This window comes from Pseudomonas sp. (assembly GCF_050739775.1).
In the GTDB taxonomy this organism is placed as follows: Bacteria; Pseudomonadota; Gammaproteobacteria; order Pseudomonadales; family Pseudomonadaceae; genus Aquipseudomonas.
This window is the reverse complement of record NZ_JBOICA010000083.1, coordinates 1-6347: the sequence shown is the minus strand read 5'-3', so window position 1 is coordinate 6347 and position 6347 is coordinate 1. Positions and strand designations below refer to the sequence as shown.

Sequence of the window (6347 nt, the reverse complement as noted above, 5' to 3'; positions counted from 1 at the left end):
GGCTCTACCGGGCCAGCCGCCTTTTGCTTTTCAAAATGTCAGCGCCGCTGCAGACCTGAAGCCATGCACTTCATGTTTGCTGCGCGACAGCGCAGCCCGGAGGGCTGGGTGATCTCCCACAGGATTACGAGGCGAGTGGCAAGACCGTGCTTAATGGGCCAATAGCTTGATCGCTACCAGGTGCAGCGGATAAAACCAATACCCCCACCGCCCCACCCGCCAGACATGCATCGGGTAGCGCCCCTGCAACACCGACACCCCCAACCGCGCCGACAACAACGCCGCGCCCAGCGTCATCAGGGTGAACGGCGCGGCTGGATGATCGCGCAACCAACGGTTGCTCAGGTTCGCCGCCACGGCGACAAAACCAGGCACAAGCCAAGTGCCCCAACCACCGCGCAGCGCCAACAAAAACGCCGAAGGCAACAACACCCCCAACCATCCATACATCAGCACATCCGTCGCCAGCAGCGAAACCAGCAGCACCGCCAGGCCAACCCATTTCATCCCTTGGGTACGGTGATGAACACCCCAGGCCAGCAACAGCCCCAACGTCAGCGTGGGCATGATACTGAGGGTCCCGGTGCCGACATCCAGCGCATGATAGGGCCACTCGGACAGCAGTGAGAAGGCCAGCATCCACCCCAGGTAACGGCCATTGGCGGCAGTGAACACCTGCCCCGCCGCCGAGCGCGCCACGTTAGCGGCAATACCTAAGCAGAACAGTGGGAAGGCAATGCGCCCAATGACGAACAGCCAATCAGCAGTCGGCCAGATAAAGCGTAGGTGATCGGCAACCATAGTGATCATCGCCAGCCACTTGACCAGGTCCAGACCTGTGCAGCGCGAGGGATTCATGGATGTCCTTGAATGACTGCGAAGACTAGGCACAGCCTAGAAGCAAGGACGGCAAACGAAAAGCCGCACCTGCAGTCAGGCTCGGCATCTTAGTGGCTACCCCCTCCTCCAGCTTTGCCAGCAACTGCAAACGGTGGCCGTGCAACCGGATACACCCACAAACATCAACGCCGCCACCAACACGTCGGACGCCCGAAGCAATAGCCAGCATCATTGCTCGCCTCCTTTCTCGGCGGGAGCCTGAGCCGGTGCCGTGAACCAGCGTTCCTTAGGCACGCGCTTCTCTTGCTGCGGATCACCCAGATAGTGCGGCGACATGATCTGCACCCCGTATTCATTGAATACATCCTGGATATTGGCGTGCAGTATGGTCAACAACTCGGCACGCGGCCGGGGTTCACTAGGCACTGCCTGGGCTACCAGACGATACTCCGGATAGAAGTCCGACAGCGCCGTCTGAAACACCTGCGGGCTGGGGCTTTGCAAAATCCCGGCGGTGCGCTGCGCCGCCTCCAGCAGCATGGCCTCGACCTGGCGCCAGGGGGTGTCGTAGCCGATGGTCACAACGGTATCCACCACATACCCAGCGCCTTGAACCACCCGCGAGTAGTTCTTGGTCACCGCCCCGGTAATCATCGAATTGGGAATGGTCAGGACCTCTCCCAGGCCAGTGCGGATACTGGTGGTGAACATGCCCAACTCCGTCACCGTGCCCTCATGCTCGCCAATGCGGACAAATTCACCGGGGCGCAAGGTGCGCGTGTAGGTCAGGATTAAACCGGCGGCAGCCTGCCCGACCACACTGGATGCGCCCAGAGAGATCATCAGCCCGATCAGCACCGATAGCCCCTTGAATGCGTCGGTTCCGGAGCCCGGGAGATAGGGATAGGCCATAGCCAAGGCAAACAGCCATATCGCCAGCGACGTCAGGCGGGTGGTGGGCTGCAGGGTTTCATGGTTTAGCCAGGTGATGGTCCCTGGCCTGGACAATCGTTCCAGTACCCGCTTGCTGAAGGCGCTGATCCCGCGCGCGATAAAAAAGATCATCAGGGCGATGACCAATCCCGGAATGGCACTGACGATGGCATCCAGTACGTAACGAAGCAGGTCCAGCAAGTAACGGTCGAGACTTTCACCCCAGGGTCGGGTGTAGGGGAAGCGCTGTAAAACGAAGGTCAGCCATTCGTAGGTGAGCAGCAGTACCACTGCCCAGTACAACAATGCCAGGAGGCGCCTGATGAGAGGGAACAGGTTGCTGGTATCAAGCAACGGCGTTTCACCCACTTTAAGTACATCGTGATGACGGCGTATGCGTTTGGGTAGCTGGGATAGCAGTTTGCGCTGAACAAAGCCGGCAAGACCCAGCAATCCAATAAACAGCAAGGTAGCGACTGCACTCAGGCCGCCAGCGGTGACCAGAAAACGAACGCTGCGTGCCTGTCGCGACTCCTCCACTACCTGTTCAAGGCGTTGAGCAGCATGTGCGGCGGCGTCGGCAACCGACATCTCTGCGTCAGCGTCCTTGGGCGTAACAATGAACGCGCGGCGCTCACCCAGCAGCACCAGGTAGCTGTCTTGAATGGTATCAAGGCGTACCACGGGATCTTCGCTCCCGTTGAGCACTTCGTTGATCACTGTCTGCGCACGATGTGCCCGCGCTGCTGGTGTTTCGCCGAGCACGCTGGCGTGAAAGGTAATAATGCTTCGATTGGCAACTTTCAGCTCGGCTGGCGGGACCGATATCACTGCAGTCTCTTGCGCTGCAAGTACAGGATAGTGAAAAGCCGCCCATAACAGGAAAACAACGCGTACATACCAACGCTTCACCCATTTCTCCATGACCCTTGCTCCAGCCAGATTCCCTTGTCAGGGCACAACCGTCGTCTGCTGCACATGCGTGGCCGTTGACTGCATCGCACCTATCTGTATTACCTGGATTGAGCAGGCAACGTCAGGATAGACGTGGTTCAGCGCTTGTACCTGTGCATTTCAAGCGCCGGAATGACATGCTATTCGTCGCTTGCAATACTCGCCGCCCCTGCTTCACCACCGACGATGCCACCCTGGCCACCGGCGTGAAGGCTCATGTGCAGTTCGTGCTGAATGGAAGCCAAGTTCAAGCAAGCCTTGAAGAACAAAGGCCCAGGCTCGGTCGGCATGTTTGGCTCAGGGCAATGGACGGTGTGGGAAGGCTATGCTGCCAACAAGCTGATGAAGGCCGGCTTTCGCAGCAACAACATCGACCCCAACGCCCGCCATTGCATGGCCTCGGCGGTGATGGGCTTCATGCGTACCTTCGGCATGGACGAGCCGATGGGCTGTTACGACGACATCGAGGCCACCGACGCATTCGTGCTCTGGGGCTCGAACATGGCCGAGATGCACCCGATTCTCTGGAGCCGGGTCACCGACCGGCGCCTGAGCCAGCCGCAGGTCAAGGTCGCGGTGCTGTCTATCTTCGAGCACCGCAGCTTCGAACTGGCCGACATTCCCATGGTGTTCAAGCCACAGACCGATCTGTTGATCCTCAACTACATCGCCAATCACATCATTGAAAGCGGCGCGGTAAACAAGGACTTCATCAGTAAACACACGCGCTTCGCCCAGGGCGCCGACGACATCGGCTACGGCCTGCGCCCGGACAACCCGCTGGAGACCCAGGCCAAGAACGCCGACAAGGCCAACACCTGGAGCGATATCGACTTCGAACAGTTCGCCGCCTTCGTCCGGCCCTATACCCTGGAACGCACCGCCAAGGAATCCGGCGTGCCGGCGGAACGGCTCAAGGCCCTGGCCGAACTCTATGCCGACCCCAAACGCAAGGTCGTGTCGTTCTGGACCATGGGGTTCAACCAGCACACTCGTGGAGTCTGGGCCAACAACCTGATCTACAACATTCACCTGCTCACCGGCAAGATCAGCGAGCCGGGCAACAGCCCTTTCTCGCTCACCGGCCAACCCTCTGCCTGCGGCACCGCCCGCGAAGTCGGCACCTTCTCCCACCGTTTGCCAGCTGACCTGGTGGTGACCAATCCCAAGCACCGTGCCACCGCGGAAAAGATCTGGAAGCTGCCTGCCGGGACTATCGAGGAAAAGGTCGGTTTCCATGCCGTGCAGCAGAGCCGCATGCTCAAGGATGGCGTGCTCAATGTGTACTGGACCCAAGCCAGCAACAACATGCATGCCGGTCCCAACATCATGCAGGAGGTGCTGCCCGGCTGGCGCAAGCCTGAGAACTTCGTGATCGTCTCCGATGTGTACCCTACCGTCTCGGCCCAGGCCGCCGACCTGATCCTGCCCAGCGCTATGTGGGTGGAAAAGGAAGGTGCCTTTGGCAACGCCGAGCGCCGTACCCAGTTCTGGCACCAACTGGTCACTGCACCCGGTGATGCCAAATCGGACTTGTGGCAGCTGGTGGAGTTTTCCAAGCGCTTTACCACCGATGAAACCTGGCCTGCGGAGCTTTTGTCCAAGGCACCTGAATACAAGGGCAAGACCCTGTTCGAGGTACTGTTCAAGAACGGCCAGGTCGACCGGTTCCCGGTCGAGCAGCTGCAGGCCGGGTACAAGAATGATGAGGCCAAGGCCTTTGGCTTCTACCTGCAAAAAGGCCTGTTCGAGGAGTACGCCCAGTTTGGTCGCGGCCATGGTCACGACCTGGCCCCGTTCGATCAGTACCACAGCGAACGCGGACTGCGCTGGCCGGTGGTCGAAGGCAAAGAGACCCGCTGGCGGTATCGCGAGGGCCTTGACCCTTACGTCGAGGCTGGCAGTGGCGTGCAGTTCTATGGTTATCCGGACAAGAAGGCGATCATCTTTGCCCTGCCCTATGAGCCACCGGCCGAGGCCCCCAATGCCGACTACCCGTTCTGGCTGAGCACCGGTCGGGTGCTTGAACACTGGCATACCGGCAGCATGACCCAGCGGGTCGAAGAGCTGTACAAAGCGGTACCCGATGCCTTGGTCTACATGCACCCCGATGATGCCAAGGCCATGAATGCGCGGCGCGGCAGCGAAGTGAAACTGATCAGCCGCCGGGGCGAAATCCGCGCGCGCATCGAAACCCGAGGGCGCAACAAACCGCCGCAAGGGCTGGTGTTCGTGCCGTTCTTCGATGCCAACAAGCTGATCAACAAGGTCACGCTCGATGCCACCGACCCGATCTCCAAGCAGACCGATTACAAGAAATGCGCCATACGCATCGAGTTGATCAGCGTGGCCTGAGGAGCACCGTCATGACCTTTCGAATCCTGCCGTTGTGCCTGCTCGCTGCGATTGGCCTGGTGAACGCTGCCGAAGTCGACTATCCGCTCGATGCCTCCGGGCCGGACGGCCGTCGACCCGGCGGCACCCTGACCCAGAGCATGCCGGCGCCGCCGATTGCCAACGATGAAAACAAGGACCTCAAGCGCGAGCGCAACTACCCGGATCAGCCGCCGACCATACCCCACAGCATTCGCGGCTATCAGATCGACAAGAATGGCAACAAGTGCCTCTCCTGCCACAGCCGTGCCAACAGTGCCCGCAGCCAGGCGACGATGATCAGCATCACCCATTACATGGACCGCGACGGCCAGGCCCTGGCCGCGGTATCGCCGCGCCGCTACTTCTGCAATCAGTGCCATGTGCCGCAGAAAGACGTGCAGCCACTGGTGGGCAACAGCTTCGAGACCATCGACAAAATCCTGCAAGACGACGCCAACGCCGCGAAGAAACCTTGAGGAGACGCAATGAAAGCACTGTTCGCCCTGCTTAAGGAGTACTGGGGCATCCTCTGTCGACCGAGCGTCTATTTCAGCCTGGGCTTTTTGACCCTTGGCGGGTTTATTGCCGGGGTCATTTTCTGGGGCGGGTTCAACACCGCGCTGGAGCTGACCAATACCGAGAAGTTCTGCGTGTCGTGCCATGAAATGCGTGACAACGTGTTCGTCGAGCTCAAGGAAACCATCCACTACAGCAACCGTTCCGGCGTGCGCGCCAGTTGCCCGGACTGCCACGTGCCGCACGAATGGACCCACAAGATCGCGCGCAAGATGCAGGCGTCCAAGGAGGTCTGGGGCAAAATTTTCGGCACCATCGATACCCGTGACAAATTCCTTACCCTGCGCCGGGAACTGGCCGAGCATGAGTGGGCCAGGCTCAAGGCCAATGATTCGCGGGAATGCCGCAACTGCCACAACTTCGAATTCATGGACTTCACCCGTCAAAGCAAGCGCGCCGCGGCCATGCACTCCACCTCGTTGGCCAAGGGCGAAGCCACCTGTATCGACTGTCACAAGGGTATCGCTCACCGGCTGCCGGATATGCACGGTGTGAAGGGCTGGTAAGCTCCTACAAGTCTCAGAGCACCGCCATGCCTTGCACCTAGTACAGCATCCCTCAAATATCTTTCAATGAAAGGGCGATGCAGGCAAACTCGACTGCATGGGACGCGGACGGCAAGCGCAGGCAATCAATCTATCTCGAGAAGAGCGTAAATCGCTTGAGTT

General features: G+C 59.7%; 4 protein-coding genes and 1 pseudogene. 3 read left to right on the top strand and 2 right to left on the bottom strand.

Annotated elements, in window-relative coordinates; all coding sequences use genetic code 11:
• Positions 1-150: 150 nt before the first annotated feature.
• Complete coding sequence (locus ACRESH_RS24040; RefSeq protein WP_431744315.1) at positions 151-858, bottom strand: TraX family protein; 708 nt, start codon at positions 856-858, stop codon at positions 151-153.
• A 210-nt stretch (positions 859-1068) separates the two neighbouring features.
• Positions 1069-2697 carry a mechanosensitive ion channel family protein gene (locus tag ACRESH_RS24035; protein WP_431744314.1) on the bottom strand — a complete coding sequence of 543 codons (1629 nt, stop codon included), beginning with the start codon at positions 2695-2697 and terminating at the stop codon, positions 1069-1071.
• Between the two features lie 264 nt (positions 2698-2961).
• On the opposite strand from ACRESH_RS24035, the pseudogene napA reads away from it, so the two are divergent.
• The 3 genes and pseudogenes from napA to ACRESH_RS24020 form a co-directional block, all read left to right on the top strand.
• Positions 2962-5082, top strand: a pseudogene (napA, locus tag ACRESH_RS24030) (nitrate reductase catalytic subunit NapA); the annotation flags it as partial.
• Between the two features lie 11 nt (positions 5083-5093).
• Positions 5094-5579 (top strand): nitrate reductase cytochrome c-type subunit, encoded by a 486-nt coding sequence (locus tag ACRESH_RS24025; RefSeq protein ID WP_431744313.1) that lies wholly within the window; start codon positions 5094-5096, stop codon positions 5577-5579.
• A 9-nt stretch (positions 5580-5588) separates the two neighbouring features.
• A complete protein-coding gene (locus tag ACRESH_RS24020) occupies positions 5589-6185 on the top strand; it encodes a cytochrome c3 family protein (RefSeq protein WP_431744312.1) in 597 nt (198 codons plus the stop codon).
• The last annotated feature ends 162 nt before the right edge of the window (positions 6186-6347 follow it).

What these genes read in the sequence shown, in the direction of transcription:
- ACRESH_RS24040 (WP_431744315.1), bottom strand. Translation starts at nt 858, where the DNA reads ATGAATCCCTCGCGCTGCACAGGTCTGGACCTGGTCAAGTGGCTGGCG.
- ACRESH_RS24035 (WP_431744314.1), bottom strand. Translation starts at nt 2,697, where the DNA reads ATGGAGAAATGGGTGAAGCGTTGGTATGTACGCGTTGTTTTCCTGTTA.
- ACRESH_RS24025 (WP_431744313.1), top strand. Translation starts at nt 5,094, where the DNA reads ATGACCTTTCGAATCCTGCCGTTGTGCCTGCTCGCTGCGATTGGCCTG.
- ACRESH_RS24020 (WP_431744312.1), top strand. Translation starts at nt 5,589, where the DNA reads ATGAAAGCACTGTTCGCCCTGCTTAAGGAGTACTGGGGCATCCTCTGT.